This window comes from Streptomyces mirabilis (assembly GCF_039503195.1).
GTDB classification, from domain to species: Bacteria; Actinomycetota; Actinomycetes; order Streptomycetales; family Streptomycetaceae; genus Streptomyces; species Streptomyces mirabilis_D.
In genome coordinates this window covers 1,563,955-1,580,839 of record NZ_JBCJKP010000001.1, presented here as the reverse complement: position 1 = coordinate 1,580,839, position 16,885 = coordinate 1,563,955, and the positions used below count along the sequence as shown (strand labels likewise).

The 16,885-nt window shown below is 71.0% G+C and carries 15 protein-coding genes; 9 read left to right on the top strand and 6 right to left on the bottom strand.

Annotated features, from left to right (window positions below; translation table 11 throughout):
- The first annotated feature begins 20 nt into the window (after positions 1-20).
- The 4 genes from AAFF41_RS07820 (at position 21) to AAFF41_RS07805 (ending at position 4,552) form a co-directional block, all read left to right on the top strand.
- A complete protein-coding gene (locus tag AAFF41_RS07820) occupies positions 21-785 on the top strand; it encodes an acyl carrier protein (protein WP_343323751.1) in 765 nt (254 codons plus the stop codon).
- Positions 786-880: 95 nt separating this feature from the next.
- Positions 881-2,575, top strand: coding sequence for an SDR family oxidoreductase (locus AAFF41_RS07815; RefSeq protein ID WP_343323750.1), 1,695 nt, complete (start codon positions 881-883; stop codon positions 2,573-2,575).
- Positions 2,572-3,708 (top strand): alpha/beta hydrolase, encoded by a 1,137-nt coding sequence (locus tag AAFF41_RS07810; protein WP_319745635.1) that lies wholly within the window; start codon positions 2,572-2,574, stop codon positions 3,706-3,708. Before AAFF41_RS07815 ends, AAFF41_RS07810 begins: the two co-directional genes overlap by 4 nt.
- A gap of 64 nt (positions 3,709-3,772) precedes the next feature.
- Complete coding sequence (locus tag AAFF41_RS07805) at positions 3,773-4,552, top strand: alpha/beta fold hydrolase (RefSeq protein ID WP_343323749.1); 780 nt, start codon at positions 3,773-3,775, stop codon at positions 4,550-4,552.
- A gap of 26 nt (positions 4,553-4,578) precedes the next feature.
- Here the strand turns inward: AAFF41_RS07805 and AAFF41_RS07800 are convergent, their stop codons facing one another.
- Both AAFF41_RS07800 and AAFF41_RS07795 read right to left on the bottom strand, forming a co-directional pair.
- Positions 4,579-5,229 (bottom strand): TetR/AcrR family transcriptional regulator, encoded by a 651-nt coding sequence (locus AAFF41_RS07800; protein WP_319745638.1) that lies wholly within the window; start codon positions 5,227-5,229, stop codon positions 4,579-4,581.
- A gap of 163 nt (positions 5,230-5,392) precedes the next feature.
- Positions 5,393-6,349, bottom strand: a complete 957-nt coding sequence (locus AAFF41_RS07795; RefSeq protein ID WP_319745639.1) for an ABC transporter substrate-binding protein — start codon at positions 6,347-6,349, stop codon at positions 5,393-5,395.
- Positions 6,350-6,680: 331 nt separating this feature from the next.
- Here AAFF41_RS07795 and AAFF41_RS07790 point away from each other — a divergent pair, with 331 nt between their 5' ends.
- Genes AAFF41_RS07790 through AAFF41_RS07775 form a run of 4 tightly spaced genes read left to right on the top strand, consistent with a single transcriptional unit; the run spans position 6,681 to position 11,083 of the window.
- A complete protein-coding gene (locus AAFF41_RS07790) occupies positions 6,681-9,554 on the top strand; it encodes a sensor histidine kinase (protein ID WP_319745640.1) in 2,874 nt (957 codons plus the stop codon).
- A gap of 2 nt (positions 9,555-9,556) precedes the next feature.
- Positions 9,557-10,030, top strand: a complete 474-nt coding sequence (locus tag AAFF41_RS07785; RefSeq protein ID WP_054228754.1) for a roadblock/LC7 domain-containing protein — start codon at positions 9,557-9,559, stop codon at positions 10,028-10,030.
- A 59-nt stretch (positions 10,031-10,089) separates the two neighbouring features.
- Positions 10,090-10,521: a DUF742 domain-containing protein gene (locus AAFF41_RS07780; protein ID WP_060898551.1), complete on the top strand. Its 432-nt coding sequence runs from the start codon at positions 10,090-10,092 to the stop codon at positions 10,519-10,521.
- The gene (locus AAFF41_RS07775; RefSeq protein WP_054228753.1) at positions 10,472-11,083 is read left to right on the top strand and encodes a GTP-binding protein; all 612 of its coding nucleotides are present in this window, start codon (positions 10,472-10,474) and stop codon (positions 11,081-11,083) included. Before AAFF41_RS07780 ends, AAFF41_RS07775 begins: the two co-directional genes overlap by 50 nt.
- A 53-nt stretch (positions 11,084-11,136) precedes the next feature.
- Here AAFF41_RS07775 and AAFF41_RS07770 read toward each other — a convergent pair whose 3' ends face one another.
- The 3 genes from AAFF41_RS07770 to AAFF41_RS07760 are packed head-to-tail and all read right to left on the bottom strand — an operon-like array spanning position 11,137 to position 13,648.
- Positions 11,137-11,811 (bottom strand): ABC transporter permease, encoded by a 675-nt coding sequence (locus AAFF41_RS07770; RefSeq protein WP_266648338.1) that lies wholly within the window; start codon positions 11,809-11,811, stop codon positions 11,137-11,139.
- Positions 11,808-12,515: an ABC transporter permease gene (locus AAFF41_RS07765; protein ID WP_319745642.1), complete on the bottom strand. Its 708-nt coding sequence runs from the start codon at positions 12,513-12,515 to the stop codon at positions 11,808-11,810. The genes AAFF41_RS07770 and AAFF41_RS07765 overlap by 4 nt, the downstream gene beginning before the upstream one ends.
- On the bottom strand, positions 12,512-13,648 hold the full coding sequence (locus tag AAFF41_RS07760) for an ABC transporter ATP-binding protein (protein ID WP_319745644.1): 1,137 nt from the start codon (positions 13,646-13,648) through the stop codon (positions 12,512-12,514). Before AAFF41_RS07760 ends, AAFF41_RS07765 begins: the two co-directional genes overlap by 4 nt.
- A 285-nt stretch (positions 13,649-13,933) precedes the next feature.
- Between AAFF41_RS07760 and AAFF41_RS07755 the strand changes: the two genes are divergently transcribed.
- Positions 13,934-16,024, top strand: coding sequence for a GH92 family glycosyl hydrolase (locus tag AAFF41_RS07755; RefSeq protein WP_319745646.1), 2,091 nt, complete (start codon positions 13,934-13,936; stop codon positions 16,022-16,024).
- 34 nt (positions 16,025-16,058) lie between these two features.
- Here the strand turns inward: AAFF41_RS07755 and AAFF41_RS07750 are convergent, their stop codons facing one another.
- The gene (locus AAFF41_RS07750) at positions 16,059-16,838 is read right to left on the bottom strand and encodes a DeoR/GlpR family DNA-binding transcription regulator (RefSeq protein ID WP_319745648.1); all 780 of its coding nucleotides are present in this window, start codon (positions 16,836-16,838) and stop codon (positions 16,059-16,061) included.
- Positions 16,839-16,885 lie beyond the last annotated feature (47 nt).

The window sequence follows — 16,885 nt, the reverse complement described above, 5'->3', positions numbered from 1 at the left end:
TCACGGGGTGAAGGGCTCTCATGCGTGAGATGAACGAGGACGCGTCGGTGTACGCCGGACAGCGGGCGGCGGCCGAGGCGATCGAGCGGGGTGGTGGCGGGCTGAGCGTGGACGCCCTGCTGGCCAAGGTGAGGACGGCCGCGGCGCCCACGCCGACCGGTCCCGCCGCAGGCGTTGCGGCGGGGGCGGTTCCGGACGTGGTCCGGGACGTGGAGGGTCCGGCGGCAGCGGTCCGGGACGTGGAGGGTCCGGCGGCAGCGGTCCCTGACGTGGCGGCTCTGGCGGCAGCCATCGCCGCCGTGGCGGGCCGGCATCTGCCCGAGGGGCACCTGTCGCCCGACGTCGACTTCTTCGACGCCGGGGGCACCTCGGTGGGCGCCGTGGAACTCGTCGCCGCGCTGGAGGACGAGCTGGGCATGGAGATCGCCCTCGACGACGTCTTCGCCGACGCCCGCCCGACCAGCCTGGCCCACCGCCGGCTGCCGACGGCGGGCGCCACGGCCGCCCTCTCGGCCCCGGCCGCACCGAAGACGCCCACGCCCGGGGTGATCCGGGCCCCGGACACGGCAGGTACAGCCAGGTCCGAGGGGACCTCGGGTTCGGTCACGGTGGGAAGTCCGCCTCCGTCGTCCGCCGCGGGCAACCGTCCGGCGCCCGCACCCGGCATCCTCCCCGTCCCGGGCCCCCGCACCGCCCCCGCGGTGGCCGTCCCCGCGGTGGCCGCCCCCCCGCCCCGTACGCCACGGCCCGGTCCGAGGACCTCGACCGGATCCTGGCCGACCTGACGCTCGCCGACCGGCTGCCCTGGACCGGCGACCCCGAGCCGCTGCCGCCCCGTCGGATCCTGCTGACCGGCGCCACCGGCTTCCTCGGCAGCCATATGCTCCTCGACCTGCTGCGGCACAGCGACGCCCATGTCTACTGCCTGGTCCGCGCCGCCGACGAGGAGGCGGCCCTCGGGCGGCTCGGTGAGGCGCTCAAGAGATACGAGCTGCCCTGGTCGTCGGAGGTCCGCCGCCGGGTGACCGTGCTCCCCGGCGACATCCGGCGCCCGCACCTGGGCCTGTCCGACGAACGGTGGACCAGGCTCACCCACGAGCTGGACAGCGTCGTCGGCGTGGCGGCGGCCGTGGACTTCCTGCGCGGCTACCAGTCGCTGCGGCAGAGCAACGTCGTCGGCTCGCTGACCCTCGCCGAGCTCGCGGCGACGGGCCGGCCGAAGCCGCTGCACCACATCTCCTCCATCGCGGTCTTCAACGAGGTCGGCATCACCGCGATGGGCGAGGACGACCCGCTCGCCCATGTCGACCGCCTCGTCGCGGGATACGACCAGACGAAGTGGGCGGCGGAGGTCGCCCTGCGACGGGCCCGCGACCACGGCCTGATCGTCACGGCCCTGCGCCCCGGCGGCATCGGCGGCCACACCAGGACGGGCGCCTACAACCCGCAGGACCTCAGCAGCGGTCTCCTCTCGGCCTTCGGCCGCTTCCGCACGGTCCCCGCCTTCAGCCACCTGAACGCGGCCCCGGTGGACTGGGTGAGCCGGGTCGCGGTCGGCGTCGTCTGCGAACCGGACGCGTGGGGCTACGACTACAACCTGACCGGCGTACCCAACACCCTCGACGACGTCGTGCGGGACATGGCGCTCGGCGGGATGCACGTACGCGTACAGGACTGGGACGAGTGGCGGACCCACGCCCTGGCCCGGCTGGAAGCCGAGCCCGTGCCCGAACTGGCCTTCCTCACCAGGGTGTTGCAGAGCCCCACCGCGCTCAGACTGTGCGAGGCGACCCTGAAGGGCCCGGCGGCCGCCGCCGAGCGCACCGCCGCGCTCGTCGAGGCGCTCGGATTGCGGCCCGCCGCCCGCTACGACGCCCAGGCCCAGCTGAGGACGTTCGAGCGGCTCGCCCAGGACGGGTTGGCCCGGCTGCCGCACAAGGACGACCAGCCCTATCTGTGGTTCTCCGAGACGACCGAGGGCGGTGTCGGCCCGGTCGGAGCCCCCGCCGACACTCCCTGCTCGATGGCGCTCACCCTCTCCCTCGCGAGCATGTACCAGCTGGTGAAGGAGCGCCGCGTCGACGTCACCGGCGAGTTGACGTGCGCGGCGGTTCATCCCGAACCGCTGGTCGTCGAGCACGGCGACCTCTGGATCCGGCCCGAGGAGGGCATCCCGCAGCGGCACGGTATGCGCCACCGACTCCTCAGCTACCGGCTGGCGTTGCGTGACGCGGAAGGCGGCCGCTGGTGGCTGGAGGGCCACAAGTACGCCCGGGCCCGTCGTGACGTATGGCGCCAGACCCGGGCGCTCACCGTCGAGATCGGCCGCGAGGGCGCACCGGCGGCCCTGGCGGGCGAGCTCGTCGTGCCCGCCGACAGCTATCTGCGCGACCAGGTCGACGGCATCAAGGTCGACCCGCGCCTGACCAGCCAGGAGAAGCGGGCCGCCAAGCTGACCTGGCTCGCCTGGTTCGGCCTGGAGATGGGCCGCGGTCTGCTCGGCCCCTTCGCCCGGGCCGCCGCCGACCTCCTCGACCTCCGCCGCACCACGACCCCCTCGGAGCACCACCGATGATCCTCCGGAGCACCGACTCCCGCACCAGGCCGATGCTCCGCAGGGTCAGGAGCACCACGACCCTGCGTCCCCTCCACCACCGCCTCGACCCGGCGCGGGTCGAGGAGATCCCCTTCCGGGCGGGCGACGGCGTACGCCTCGGCCTGACCCGGGTGGACAGCGGCGACACGGACCGCCCCGCCGTGCTGCTCCTGCACGGGCACACCGCGTCCGCCGACATGTTCCTGCTGCCCGAGACCCGCAACCTGGTCGACGTCCTGCTCGACGACGGCTACGAGCCCTGGCTGCTCGACTGGCGGGGCAGCTGCCGGCTGCCGTACAACGAGACCGGCCAGAAGTACACGTACGACGACGTCGCCCTGTACGACATCCCGGCGGCCGTCTCCCACATCCGCGGCCGCATCGGCGACCGGCCGCTGTTCGTGGTCGCCCACTGCGTCGGCTCCCTCACGCTGTCGCTCAGTATGACGGCCGGGCTGGTCCCGGGCCTCGCGGGTGTGGTGTCCCAGGGCGTGTTCCTGACGCCGAAGCTCGCGGGCCGCACCTCGCTGCGCATGTCGCTGGCGGGAGAGCTGCTCAGGTCCCGCATCGATCACATACCGGTCGACATCCGCAGGGCCGGCCTGTGGTCGAAGTACACCCCCCTGTTCGCCCTCGCCTCGCGCGGGGCGAGCTGCCCGGATCCGACCTGCCAGATCCTGCACAACTCGGCGTGGGGGACGGGCGCCTCGCTGTTCGTGCACGAGCACCTGTCCGAGGCCACCCACCACCGGCTCGCCGAGCTGCTGGGCCCCGCCCCGCTGTGGATCCTGCCGCATCTGCGCCGTATCGAGCTGGCCCGCACCGTGGTGCGCTGGCACGACGGCGACCACCGCTACCGGGCGCTGCCGCAGAACGCGCTGGACGCGGCGGCCCGAATCGACACCCCCGTCCTGCTGCTCGCCGGCAGCGAGAACGGTCTGTGGCTCGACTCCCAGAGGCTCTGTCACGACGTACTGGCCCGCAGACAGCCACAGCTGGACGTCGCGTACACCGAGATTCCCGGCTACGGCCACCTGGACACGTTCCTCGGCCGGGGCGCGGCCCTCGACGTGTTCGGGCACATCCTCGAATTCCTCGGCGAACGACGGTGACGGCGGACCGGGCGGCCGGTTACCGTACCCGTCAGTAACCGGACCGCATCGCAGGAGGCCACCCATGCCGCAGCTCGAAGTCGACGGCGCCAGGCTGACGTACGACGACGAGGGCCCCCGTGACGGTGCGGGCGCGCCCCTGGTGTTCATCCACGGCTGGACCGCCAACCGGCACCGCTGGGACCACCAGCTGGCCCACTTCTCCGCCACGCGGCGGGTCATACGTGTCGATCTGCGCGGCCACGGAGAGAGCGACGGCTCGGGACGGCGGAGCATCGGGGAGCTGGCCGGTGACGTCCTCGCCGTCCTCGATCACCTGAAGGTCGAACGGTTCGTCCCCGTCGGTCACTCGATGGGCGGGATGATCGCGCAGACCCTGGCGCTGGGCCACCCGGACCGGATCGAGCGCATGGTCCTGGTGAACTCGATCAGCCGGATGACGTACAGCAGGGGGAGGGGCCTGCTGATGGCGGTGTCCACGCGGGTGCCGTTCAAGGTGTTCGTCGCCGCCAACATCCAGCGGGCCTTCGCCCCCGGGTACCCGCGCGAGGAGATCAAGGAGTACATCCGGACCTCCGCGGCCACACCGCGGGAGGTGGTCATGACCTGCTACGGCGCGATGCGGTCCTTCGACGTCCTCGACCGGGTCGGGGAGATCCGTGTCCCCACCCTCATGATCCACGGTTACTACGACATCCAGCTGCCCGTCTCCCAGATGCTGCGGATGGCGAAGGCCTACCCCGACGCGGAGGTGCGCATCCTGGACGCCGGCCACGAACTCCCGGTGGAGAAGCCCGAGGAACTCACCTCGACCATCGACCGGTTCCTGACCGAGCGCCCCTGAGGCGCCCGCGAGCCCACGAGGTTGCCCTAGGCCGTCGCGATCGGCAGGGGGCGCCGGGCGACCTCGTGGGCCTCCTCGGGGGGCAGGCCCAGCATGCGCAGGACGAGTTCGGCCATCTCCTCGTCGGCGCCGGGGCCCGACTGCTCGGATTTGGCGGACGACTTCAGCTGGAGCAGCCCGAGGAGGGAACCACCCACGGCGCTGAGGGCGACGAGGGGACTGTCCACCTGGAAGCGGCCGGAGGCGTTGCCCCTCTCGATGTCCCGCAGGGCGCGGGGGCCCAGGCCGAAGTCGGCGTGGATGTAGGGGAGGCCGCCGTAGCGCAGGACGCGGGTGAGTTCCGGGTGGGTGTCGGCGAGCCGGAAGGTCAGCCGGACGCTCACCGCGAACACCTCGGCGGGGTCGTCGAGGTCGCCGGTGATCGAGTCGATCAGCTTGCCGTACTCCTCCAGCGCGTCGACGACCGCCGCCTCGAAGAGCTCCGCCTTCGTCTGGAAGTGGTTGTAGAAGGAGCCGAACCCGACGTCGGCACGCGCGGCGATCTGCTGGATGCTGACCTCGCTCGTGCCCTGCTCGGCCAGGATCCCCTGGGCGGCGGCGATCAGGGCATGGCGGGTCCGGGCGCGCCTGCGTTCGAAGCGGTTGGCGGGCTGGGCGGCGGCGGCTCGATCGGGCATGCGATCATCCTAGCCGCGGCCTCTTCAGAACTGATGAGCGGATCAGTCGGCGAGCGTCGGTGATCTCGCGACGCACGGGCGACCGTCGTGCCTCGTAGACCCCGCGGCACGGCAAAGGCCGGAGCGGCGGACCCCCGCTCCGGCCTGCGCACCTCCGTCGGAACTACAGCCCGGCGGTCGACAGCCAGCTCTTGGCCACGTCCAGCGGGTCCTTGTTGTCGTTCTGCACCTGGGCGTTGAGCTTGACCAGGGTGTCCGTGTCGAGCTTCGCCGATACGGCGTTGAGCGCGGAAACTCCGGCGGCGGAGAGGCCGCTCTTGTAGGCCAGTGGCGTCACGTTCTCAAAACCGAAGAGATTCTTCGGGTCTTGAAGGACCACGAACTTGTTCTTGGTGATTCCGGGGTCGGTGGTGAAAATATCTGCGGCCTGAATGTTGTTGCCCTTGAGGGCGGCCACCGTCAACGGCCCACCCGCGTCCAGCGCCTTGAACGACTTGAATTCAAGGCCGTATTCGGACTTGAGGCCCACCAATCCCTGCTTGCGCGTCTGGAACTCCGGTGACCCGCCGATGACCAGGTCCTTGGCCGAGGCGGAGAGGTCGGCGATCGTCGACGAGGTCGTGAGCTTGTACTTCTTGGCGGTCGCCTCGTTGACCGCGATCGCGTCCTTGTCCTCCGCCTTGGAGGGCTCGAGCAGGGTCAGCTTGGAATCGAGCGCGGCCGCGATGGCCTTGCTGGTGTCCTCGACCGTGGTCGGGGCGGCCTTGGCGTTCAGATAGGCCAGCAGCGCGCCGTTGTACTCGGGCAGGACGGTGATCGTGCCGTTCTTGATCAGACCGTAGGTGGTCTCGCGGCTGCCGATGTTCAACTTGTAACTGACCTTGACGCCCTTGGCCTTCAGGGCCTCGCCGTAGATGTCGGCGAGCAGGATGCTCTCGGGGAAGTTGTTGGAGCCGACCACGACCGTGCCGCCCTTGGCGGTGTCGCCCTTCAGCGGGTCCTTGCTGCCGGAGTTGTCGGAGGAACCGCAGCCCGTGAGGGCGGCCGCAGCCACAACCAGCAGGGATACAGCGTACGTTGCGTTGGTTCTGGTGCTTCTGGCGTGGGTCACGTTGGTCATCCAGACTTGTGCATGGGCGGTCGACGGCCGGAAGGCATGGCGTGATGACGATCCAATCGAGCCCAGTAACGCACCGTCAAGACACGAATAGATCACCGATGGAGACCACACGGCTTCGCCGTGTGGGCGCAACCTGACCGAAACGGGAGCGAATCCGACGTATCACCATGTCAGTTTTTGGTTGATCATGGCCGTACTCTTGCGGCAGCCGCTAATGTTGGCCGAGTCGGGGGACCTGGTTCCACTTGCTCGGCCCGAGCGTGCTGGCATGACTCAGTCCACGCAGCCCGGGCTGCGGGCTTCCAATTGGGAATGAAGTCAAGGAGGTTTGGTGCCCGCGCACAGGAAAGCCGCCCGGGGGCCGCAGACCACGGCTCCCCGAATAGGCCGGACGCCTTCCCTCCTCGACCGTTGGCCTTTCCGCAGGAAACTCAACGTCCTGGTGATTGTCCCGCTCGCCGTCGTTTCGGCGATGATCGCCTATGTCGTGTACGCCGAGATCGACTCGGCCCGTTCCGCCGCCTCCACCGCCCAACTCGTGCGGGACAGCGCGCAGGTCACCCAGCTCATCGACGGCGTGCAGACCGAGCACCGCCAGGCGCTCCTCGTCTCCCTGCGCTACGAGGCCGCCCGCTCCGGAGAGAAGGCGCCCAACACCTCCGCCTTCCTCCAGGCGCAGCAGAAGGTCACCGCCCAGGCGGAGGCCGTGCGGTCCACCTACGGGGACCGGCTGCCCGACGCCGAGGCCCAGGCGCTCAAGGAGCTGGAAGGCCTCGACAGCCTCCGCAAGACCATCGAAGAGGGTCCGATCCCCGCCGACAACATCGACCCGGCGTACGGATCGGTCATCGAGGGCCTCATCAACGGCCTCGGGCTCGGTCAGTCGGGCGGCGAGTCCTCGGAGGCCGCGGGCAATCTGCTGGACGCGCTGCTGCGCGCCGACACCGCCCACGCCTCCTTCGAGACCAGTGTGTTCGCGGCCCGGACCCGGGACCCCAACGCGCTCATCGAGTACACCGGGGCCGTCGGCGACTACGAGCAGTACACCTACCAGGCCGAGCGGTTCACCCGGTTCGCCAGCCAGGAACAGGGCGCCGAACTCGCCGCGATCGAGCACAGCCCGTACCAGAGCGTCGTCGCCCAGCACTACGCCGCGCTGCAGGTCGACCCCAGCGGTCTGGTCGCGGAGAACGCCTCGCAGCTGCGCGCCGCGCTCGACGACGCCCTGGCCGCCGACCCGACGTACCAGCGTCAGGCCGAGAACCGGCTGAAGATCACCGAGTCGCTCATCCACCAGATCGCCGCCGACACCCAGAAGGCGTCCAGCGACGCCTGGTGGCAGGTGCTGTGGCTGGTGGCCGCCAACCTCGCCGCCTTCGCGGCCTGGATCCTGTTCTCCGTACTGGTCCGCCGCTCCGTGGTGCGGACCGTGCGGAGCCTCACCGAGGCGGCCCAGCACGTGGCCGACGCGGCCGAGACGGAGCTCGCCCGGGTCGCCGACGACGACGCCGACGACGCGAGCCCGCCGCGCCTCGAGGCCGTACCCGTGCCGGTCCGCGACGAACTCGGCGAACTCGCCGAAGCCTTCAACCAGGTGCAGGTGACCGCGACCGCCCTGCTGGAGCGCCAGGTCATCAGCCGCCGCAACATCGCCGAGATGTTCGGCAACGTCGGCCACCGCGTCAGCAACCTGACCGCTCGCCAGCTCGCGCTGATCGACTCGGTGGAGCGCGGCGAGACCGACCCGGAGGTACTGGACCGGCTCTACCGCATCGACCACATCGCGGTACGCCTCCAGCGCAACGCCGACAGCCTGATGCTGCTCGCCGGCCTCCGCGAGACGGGCCTCAACACCGGGCCGATGCGGCTCAGCAACATCGTCCGCGCCGCGCTCGGCCAGATCGAGGGCTACCAGCGGGTCACCCCGCACGCCGAGGGCGATGTCACCGTCGCCCCCGACATCGTCGGCGACCTCACGCTGATGCTCGCCGAACTGCTGGAGAACGCGGTGACGTTCTCCCCGGCGTCCAGCAGCGTCGAAGTCGTCCTGCGGCCCCGGCACGGCTCCGGCGGCGGCGCCCTGATCGAGATCATCGACCACGGGCTCGGGATGAGCGCCGAGCGGCTGGAGGAGGAGAACGCCCGCCTGATCCGCCGCGAACGGCTCGACCTGGCCCCGACCGAGGTCCTCGGCCTCTTCGTGGTCGGTGGTCTGTCCCGGCGCTGGGGCATCGAGGTCGTCCTGACCCGCACCCCGGGCGGCGGCGTCACCGTCACCGTCGCGGTGCCCGGCTCCCATCTGCTGCTCGCCGACCCCACGGGGGCCGCGACCAGGGCCCCGCACATCCTGCCGCCGCCGCGCCGCCCCGGCGGGACCGAACCGCGCCCCGCGGCGGTCGACCCGGAACCCGGCCCCTCGTCCCTGCCGCGCAGGATCCCCGCGCGCGGCCGGGGAGCGGACGGCCACACGGGCCGTCAGGAACCGATGGGCGACGGCGCCTCGGGCGGCTACGGCGGCCCGGGCGCCTCCCGGCCCCGTCCGGGCGGCACACCGGGCGCCACGACTCCGGGGGCGGCGCAGCCCGCGGAGCGCGCGACAGCGGGACACGGTACGCCTCAGGACGCGGTCGGCGGCCCGGGCCACCGGCGTGGCACCGGCATGGAGAGCGGACAGAGTCGGCCGTCACGCGCCGCGGGCAGCGGCATGGACGGTGGGCTCCTGCAGCGCTCACGCGGTGCGAGCACCGGCCCGGGGAGTGCGGCGGGGCAGCCGCCGCGCGGCCCGAACAATGGCACGAGCAGCGGGCTCGGTCAGCCGCCCCGCGGTGCGAGCGCCGCGCGCGGCTCCGGTACGGCCCCTTCGGCACCCGGCAGCGCCCCGGCGCGACCGGGCGAGGGCGGCCCCAGTCCGCTCAGGCGGCGCGTGCGCGGGGCGACCCTGCAGGCCACCACCGCCTCGACCCGGCTGCCCAAACAGACCATCACCAACCCACGGCCGCCCGCCTGGCAGACCGCCGACGCGGAAGCGGCACGATCCGAGATCGACGAGTTCGAGGAAGCCGTTCTGCGGGCCGAGCGCGAGAGCGCGACAGAGGCTCGCGGTACCGGCTTCGGGTCGGCCCGTTCAGGGGGCCGTCCCGACATCTCTGGCGATTCCAGCACAGAGAACAACAGACCCTCATTCCCGGAAGGCATGAGCAAGTGACCATGTGGACAGGTGGACCGGAGTCCGCAGCCGTGGAACAGGCGACGGACGTGAAGGCCGCCGCTGCCGACTTCAATTGGCTGCTCAATCGTTTCGCCACCGAGACCGCCGGTGTCGTCGACGTGATCGGGGTGTCCTCCGACGGTCTGTTGATCGCGGTGTCCCAACTGCGCGGCAAGGCGGACTCGGAGCGGCTCGCGGCCATCGTCTCCGGGATCACCAGCCTCGCCATGGGCGCGTCCGGCAACTACGGCCTCGGCGGGCTCAACAAGGTCATCATCGACCTGGAGGAAGGGCACGTCCTGGTGTCCGCGCTCGGCGCGGGCGCGGTGCTCGGCGTGGTCGCCTCCAAGGAGGCGAAGCTCGGGAACATCGCGTACGAGATGACCCTCTTCGCCAACCGCGCCGGTGCCGCTCTGAGCCCGCAACTGGTCATGGAGCTCAAGAACACCGTGGGGATCGCGCCGACCGGTTGACGGTCGGCGGGGGCGTCACGAAGGCCGGGACGACCCGCGAGGTGAAGGGTGAGGACGAGATGACGGCCGGCGAGCCATCAGCCGCCGACGACGACGCATGGGGAGCGGAGCACCCCCCGTCGATCGTCAGGCCATTCCTGCTGACCGCGGGACGGATCGCCGGCGGTGACAGTCTGGTGCCGACGATTCCGATCGAGACGCAGGTCGTCGCGACGGATCTCGGTCTGGCCACGCTGGACGCGTTCGTCTTCGACCAGCACCGCGACATCATCACGGTCTGCCGCCAGCCGCAGTCGCTGGCGGAGATCGCGGCGAAACTGCGGATGCATTTGAATGTGATCAGGGTGCTCGCCGACGATCTGCGCGCCGACGGTCAACTGGCCTTGTACGCACCGCAGGCCGAATCCGCCCGCGACGCCACCGTATTGCGAAGGGTTATCGATGGTCTCCGAGCTATCCCCGACTCCCGGGGCGCGATCCGTGAGCGCTGACACCGAGGGTCCCCGGCCGCCGATGCCGGTGAAGATGGTGATCGCGGGCGGCTTCGGTGTGGGCAAGACCACCACCGTGGGTGCCATCTCCGAAATCGAGCCGCTCACCACCGAGGCGTCCATCACCTCGGTCGCCGCGGGCATCGACGACCTCTCCCACACCCCGGAGAAGATGACGACCACCGTCGCCATGGACTTCGGCTGTGTCACGCTCGACCCGACCCTGAAGCTCTATCTGTTCGGCACCCCCGGCCAGGAGCGCTTCGGGTTCATGTGGGACGACCTGGTCGAGGGAGCCCTCGGCGGGCTCGTCATCGTCGACACCCGCCGACTCGACGACTGCTACGCGGCCGTCGACTACTTCGAGCACCGCGAGATCCCCTTCGCGGTGGCCGTCAACGCCTTCGACGGCAAGGTCGAACACGATCTGAACGACGTACGGTGGGCCCTCGACGTCGGCGACCACGTGCCGCTCACCGTGTTCGACGCCCGCGAGCGCGGGTCCGTACGGGACGCGCTCCTCGTCGTCCTCGAACACGCCCTGGCGACCGCGCAGCAGTGAACGAGGGAAGAGGGGGACGGTCCTTGCGGTTCGTCCCCCCTCTTCCCTTTTCCTCAGGCCGTACGTCGCCTGCGCACTCCCGGGGACACCGCCACCCGGGCAATGGCCCAGAACAGCACCAGCACGAGCAGCGCCAGGATCGCGGTGAGGGCCGCGCCGCCCACCACCTTCTCGTAGTTGCGCTGGTAGAGGCCGTCCAGGATGTAACGGCCGACTCCGCCGAGGCTCACATAGGCCGCGATGGTCGCCGTGGAGACGATCTGGATCGCCGCCGAACGCAGACCGCTGAGGATCAGCGGCAGCGCCGCCGGCACCTCGACCTGGAACAGGACCTTCCGCTCCGGCATGCCCATTCCGCGGGCGGCGTCGACGGGGGAGGGATCCAGGGTGCGGATCGCCTCGTAGGTGGTGATGAGGATCGGCGGGACCGCCAGCACCACGAGCGGGATCATCACGGGCACGATGCCGAGGCCGAGCCAGACGAACATCAGCACCAGCAGCCCGAAGGTGGGCAACGCCCGAGCACCCGCCGACACGAACGCCAGCGCGTTGCCGCCGCGTCCCGTGTGTCCGGTGACCAGGCCGACGGGCAGGCCGACGGCCGCGGCGATCGCGAGCGCCCCGGCGGTGTACTGGAGGTGTTCCCACACGCGCTGCGGGATCCCGTCGTACCCGTGCCAGTGGGAGCCGTCGGAGAAGAAGGACTGAATGAAGTTGAGTACGTTCACGAGACGCTCTCCGGGGTGCGGGCGGCGCCCGCGATCGTGGACGTACGGCGTTTGGCCCTGCGGCCGGAGGCGGGCTGCCAGGGGGTGAGCACGCGGCGCAGCAGGACGAGCACGGCGTCGACCAGCACCGCGAGAACGGCGGTGGTGACGACCGAGTTCACGGCGAGGAGCGGGCGGTGGTAGAGCATCGCGGTGGTGAGCAGGTTGCCGAGCGCCCCCTGGTTGCCGATCAGCGAGCCGACGCTGACCAGACTGATGCTGGAGGCGGTCGCCACGCGCAGTCCGGCCATGATCGCGGGTACGGCGATGGGCAGTTGGACCTGGAGGTAGCGTCGCAGCGAACCGATGCCCATCGCCGCGGCGGCGGCGTTCGTCTCCTCGGGGACCGAGCGGACGCCGTCGACGACGGCCGGGACGAGAACCACCAGACTGTAGAGGGTCAGCGGGATCATCACGGTGGTCTTGCTCAGGCCGGTGTAGTCGATGAGCACCACGAAGAAGGCGATCGACGGGATCGCGTACAGCACCGTGGTGATCCAGAGGACCGGCGGATAGATCCAGTTGACACGAACGCACAACAGGCCGATCGGCAGCGCCAGCAGGAGGCCGACGAGAACCGGGACCAGCGCCTCCTGCATGTGTGTGGAGATCAGGCCGAGATAGCTGCTCTGGAGGTCGCTCGGGATGTCGAAGAAGCCGTTCATCGCGAGGCCTTCACCGTGGAGACGCCCTCGGAGTCCGCGGCGCGGCGCTGCCTGGCCGCGCGGATCGCGGCGGCGACCGTCTCCTGCCCGGCGAGCCCCAGCACGCGTCCCGCCCCGTCCACGGCGACCGCCTGACCGGTGGGCGAGAGCACCGCCCGGTCCAGCGCGACCCGTAGCGAGTCCTTGCCCACCTCGAAGGCCTGCCCATGCGGCTCCAGCGCCTGGACGTCACCGGCCCACACCGTCAGGTCGGCCCAACCCAGCGGCTTTCCGTCCGCGTCGGTGACCAGGACCGGCTCCGTGCCGCCCGGCTTTCCGGCGAGCTCCTGCCAGCCGCTGCCGACCGGGAAGACCCGGGAGCGGTCGAGTGCGAGGTCGCGGGTGGACAGGAACGACAGCCCGCGGATGCCCCGGTCGCCGCCGAGGAACTCCTCCACGAACGCGTCGGCGGGCGCCGACAGCAGCTCGTCGGGGGCGGCGAACTGGGCGAGCTTGCCACCGGTGCGTAGTACGGCGACGCGGTCACCGATCGTGATGGCCTCGTCCATGTCGTGGGTGACGAACACGATGGCCTTGCCCAGCTCGCCCTGGATGCGCAGCAACTCCTCCTGCAGACCCCGGCGGACGACCGGATCGACGGCGGAGAACGGCTCGTCCATCAGCAGGATCGGCGGGTCGGCGGCGAGCGCGCGGGCGACACCGACGCGCTGCTGCTGGCCGCCGGAGAGCTGGTAGGGGTAGCGGCGGGCCATGGCCGGGTCCAGGCCCACCCGTTCCATCAGTTCCGCCGCGCGGGCGCGGGCGCGCTGCTTGGACCAGCCGAGCAGCCGCGGCACCGTGGCGATGTTGTCGAGGATCGTGCGGTGCTGGAAGAGCCCCGCGTTCTGGATGACGTAACCCATGGACTGGCGCAGGGCGTTGACCGGCTTGCGGAGGATGTCCTCGCCGTTGACGCGGATCGTGCCGCTGCTGGGCTCGATCATGCGGTTGATCATCCGCAGGGTGGTGGTCTTGCCGCACCCCGAAGGCCCGACGAGCACGGTGATCGAGTGGTTCGGTATCTGGAGGGACAGGCGATCGACGGCCACCGTGCCGTCGGCATATCGCTTGCTGACATCTTCGATGGCTATCAAGCGTCGAAACCCTTCGGGAACGGCTGTGATCGGACGTGACCGGATCACATGCACGAGGCTGCGTAGTCTAGCCAGTTGGCGCGTGCGTTCGGGCACCGCAGGGTGGCCGGTTGTGGAGGGTGTGCAGGTGGAGCCCGCCGCGTCGCACGAGCCGGTCGGGTGAGAGCGGGCGCTCCGCCGTGCGGGTGATCTTCGGGCGTGGCGGCGCGGAGGTGACGACACCCCTGGGGAGACTGTCGTCCTCATACTCTGTCGCCCCGCCCGCCACAGCCCGGAGAGACCCACTTGCGATTCCCCTTCCGCCGGGCCGCGCTGGCCGGCGCCGCCGTGCTCGTCGTGTCGTCCGCCCCGGCCACACCCGCCGCCGCGGACGACACGGTGGCCGACCCGGCCCAGTACGTGAACCCCTTCGTCGGTACCGCGCCCGGAGGGGCCGATTTCGGCCATGGCGGCGGTGCCGGAAACACCTTCCCCGGCGCGACCGCACCCCTCGGCGGGGTGCAGTGGAGCCCGGACACGGTGACCTATCAGCACGGCGGGTACGCGTACGGGGACAACCGGATCAGAGGGTTCAGCCTCACCCACATCTCCGGGGCCGGCTGCAAGGACTACGGCAACGTGCCCTTCATGCCGATGCTCGCCGGCGACACCAGCGGGCAGGCGACCTTCTCGCACGCCAACGAGCAGGCGACACCGGGAAACTACCGGGTCACCTTCGACAACGGCATCGGCAGCGAACTCACCGCCACCCAGCGCTCCGGCATCGCCCGCTTCACCTACCCGGCCACCGACGACCGCCCCGCCGCGCTGAGTGTCGACGCGGGCAAGGCGTTCAACGCGGCGAAGGGAACGGTCGACATCGGCACCGACACCCTGTCCGGGTTCACCGACAGCGGCGGCTTCTGCAAGTCCGCCAACCGCTACCGGCTCTATTTCCACGCCGTGTTCGACCACCCCTTCGCCCATGTCGTCCACCCCGACGGCAGACCGGGCGCCGCGCAGGTCTCCTTCGACCCCGACGTACGCACGGTGACCGTCCGCGTCGGCGTCTCCTTCGTCGGCGTCGACGGCGCCCGCGGCAACATCGCCGCCGAGCAGCACACGAACGCCTACGACCAGATCCGGCGGGCCGCCCGTGCCCAGTGGAACGACTGGCTCGGCCGCATCAGTGTCGGCGGCGGCACCGACACCCAGCGCCGGATCTTCTACACCGCCCTGTACCACTCGCTCCTGCACCCCAGCGCCTTCAGCGACGCCGACGGCCGCTACCCCGGCATGGACGGCCGCATCCACACCACTCCCACCGGACACGTCCAGTACGCGAACTTCTCCGGCTGGGACGTCTACCGCTCCCAGGTCCAGCTGCTCGCCCTGCTGGCCCCGCACGAAGCCTCCGACATCGCGCAGTCCGTCCTCAACCAGGGCCTCCAGGCGGGCTACTTCGACCGCTGGACCCTCGCCAACGGCGGCACCGGCGTCATGGTCGGCGACCCGCTGCCCGTCATCGCCTCCGCCGTGTACGCCTTCGGCGCCACCGACTTCGACGCCCGCGGCCTGCTGCGCGCCGCCATGGCGGGCCGCGACGACGAGCGTCAGCGGCCCGGACACACACAGTACGACGCCCTCGGCTACATCCCCGCCGGCACCAAGGGGGTGTGGGGCTCGGCGGCCACCACCCTCGAATACGCCGTCTCCGACTACGCGTTGGCCCAGCTCGCCCACCGTCTGGGCGACACCGCCGCCTACGACACCCTGCTGAAGGCCTCCGGGAACTGGCGCAACCTCTTCAACCCCGCCACCGGCTACCTCCAGCCGCGCGCGGCCGACGGCACCTGGCCGGCCTTCACCCCCGCGCAGACGAAGGAGTACGTCGAGGGCAACGCCGCCCAGTACACCTGGATGGTCCCGCACGACCTGCCCGGCCTCTTCACCCTGATGGGCGGGAACGCCGCCGTCACCGCCCGCCTCGACACCTTCTTCACCCAGCTCAACGCGGGCGGCACCCAGCCCTACGCCTACCTCGGCAACGAGCCGTCGTTCGACACCCCTTGGGCGTACGACTTCGCCGGCCGCCCCGACCGCGCCCGCGACACCGTCCACCGCGCCCTGGCCACCCTGTTCAGCGACCGTCCCGACGGCCTCGTCGGCAACGACGACCTCGGCGCCATGTCCTCCTGGGCCGTGTGGGCGAGCCTCGGCATGTATCCGCAAGCCGCCGGCACCGGGCAACTCGCCCTGGCCGAACCGGCCTTCCCCAGTGTCGTCGTGCACCGCCCGGGCGGCCCGAGGACGGTGCTCGTCGCGCCCGACGCCTCCGCCACCAGGCGCGACATCCGCACGCTCGCGGTCACCGCGCCGCAGCGGAAGGGTTCATGAGTCCGACGTCGAGGCAGCGGGCCGGTCGGGGCCGTCAGACGGCGACGACCCCGACCCCCGCCTCCGTGAACCGCCGCACGGTCTCCTCGTCCACCGCCGCGTCGGTGACCAGTGTGTCCACCGACTCGGCCGCGCAGATCCGGGCGAAGGCGCGTCGGCCCAGTTTGCTGGAGTCGGCGGCGACGATCACACGCTCGGCGCGCTCGCACAGCAGCCGGTTGATCGCCGCCTCGGCCTCGTCGTGGGCGGCGGCCCCGTGCGTCACGTCGAAGGCGACCACGCCCAGCACGGCGACGTCCATGGTGATCTGGCTGAGCACACCGTCCGCGAGCGGCCCGACCAGCTCGTACGACTGCGGGCGGGCCACGCCGCCGGTCAGCACGATCTTGAACTGGGGCCGCACGGCCAGTTCGCCCGCGATGTTGAGCGCGTTCGTCACCACGGTCAGCGCGGGCGACCCCGAGGCGAGATCGGGATGTACCGCCAGTGCGCGGGCCACCTCGGTGGTGGTCGTGCCGCCGGTCAGGCCCACCGCCTCGCCCGGCGCGACGAGATCGGCGACCGCCTTCGCGATGCGCTGCTTCTCCGTGGCGTGCCGGGCGGTCTTGTAGCGCAGCGGCAGTTCGTACGACACGCCGTGGACGACCGCGCCGCCCCGGGTGCGTACGAGCATCTGCTGCTCGGCGAGCTGGTCGAAGTCGCGCCGGATCGTGGCGGGTGACACCTCCAGCTCGGCCGCGGCCTGCTCGACCTCCAGCCGGCCCCGCTCCACGAGCAGTTCCAGCAGGGCCTTCCAGCGGGCGTCGCGCGACATCCGCACTCTCCGTTCCTCGATCCTTCGCGACCCTAGCGCACCCCCCG

Coding starts and splice junctions, on each gene's coding strand:
- AAFF41_RS07820 (WP_343323751.1), top strand. CDS start 21: ATGCGTGAGATGAACGAGGACGCGTCGGTGTACGCCGGACAGCGGGCG.
- AAFF41_RS07815 (WP_343323750.1), top strand. CDS start 881: ATGCTCCTCGACCTGCTGCGGCACAGCGACGCCCATGTCTACTGCCTG.
- AAFF41_RS07810 (WP_319745635.1), top strand. CDS start 2,572: ATGATCCTCCGGAGCACCGACTCCCGCACCAGGCCGATGCTCCGCAGG.
- AAFF41_RS07805 (WP_343323749.1), top strand. CDS start 3,773: ATGCCGCAGCTCGAAGTCGACGGCGCCAGGCTGACGTACGACGACGAG.
- AAFF41_RS07800 (WP_319745638.1), bottom strand. CDS start 5,229: ATGCCCGATCGAGCCGCCGCCGCCCAGCCCGCCAACCGCTTCGAACGC.
- AAFF41_RS07795 (WP_319745639.1), bottom strand. CDS start 6,349: ATGACCAACGTGACCCACGCCAGAAGCACCAGAACCAACGCAACGTAC.
- AAFF41_RS07785 (WP_054228754.1), top strand. CDS start 9,557: ATGTGGACAGGTGGACCGGAGTCCGCAGCCGTGGAACAGGCGACGGAC.
- AAFF41_RS07780 (WP_060898551.1), top strand. CDS start 10,090: ATGACGGCCGGCGAGCCATCAGCCGCCGACGACGACGCATGGGGAGCG.
- AAFF41_RS07775 (WP_054228753.1), top strand. CDS start 10,472: ATGGTCTCCGAGCTATCCCCGACTCCCGGGGCGCGATCCGTGAGCGCT.
- AAFF41_RS07765 (WP_319745642.1), bottom strand. CDS start 12,515: ATGAACGGCTTCTTCGACATCCCGAGCGACCTCCAGAGCAGCTATCTC.
- AAFF41_RS07750 (WP_319745648.1), bottom strand. CDS start 16,838: ATGTCGCGCGACGCCCGCTGGAAGGCCCTGCTGGAACTGCTCGTGGAG.